Below are 246 nucleotides of genomic sequence, written 5' to 3'. Positions count from 1 at the left end.
CGGCACCACCACCAGAATATTACGACTGGCGGCCAGCGCAGTGGCTAAATCACTTTCCAGGCGCAGCGTTTCGGGAAAAGGCACATCAGGGAGGAACGCGACGTTGCAGCGATCGTGCTCAAGGGTCGCGATATGTTTCGGATCATGGCCCCACAGGACAACCTGGTGGCCATTTCTTGCCAGGGTGATAGCAAGAGCGGTGCCGTACGAGCCGGCACCAATCACAGTCATTGAAGCATTACTTTG

General features: G+C 56.5%; 1 protein-coding gene. It reads right to left on the bottom strand.

Features of this window, described 5'->3' with window-relative positions; all coding sequences use genetic code 11:
- On the bottom strand, positions 1-246 hold a 246-nt coding region (locus FDX22_RS21675), incomplete at both ends, for a 2-dehydropantoate 2-reductase N-terminal domain-containing protein (protein ID WP_186805419.1).

This window comes from Citrobacter sp. TBCS-14 (genome assembly GCF_005280805.1).
Lineage (GTDB): Bacteria > Pseudomonadota > Gammaproteobacteria > Enterobacterales > Enterobacteriaceae > Citrobacter > Citrobacter gillenii.
Note: the sequence above shows the minus strand (reverse complement) of the source record. Positions and strands in the feature narration are given on the sequence as shown.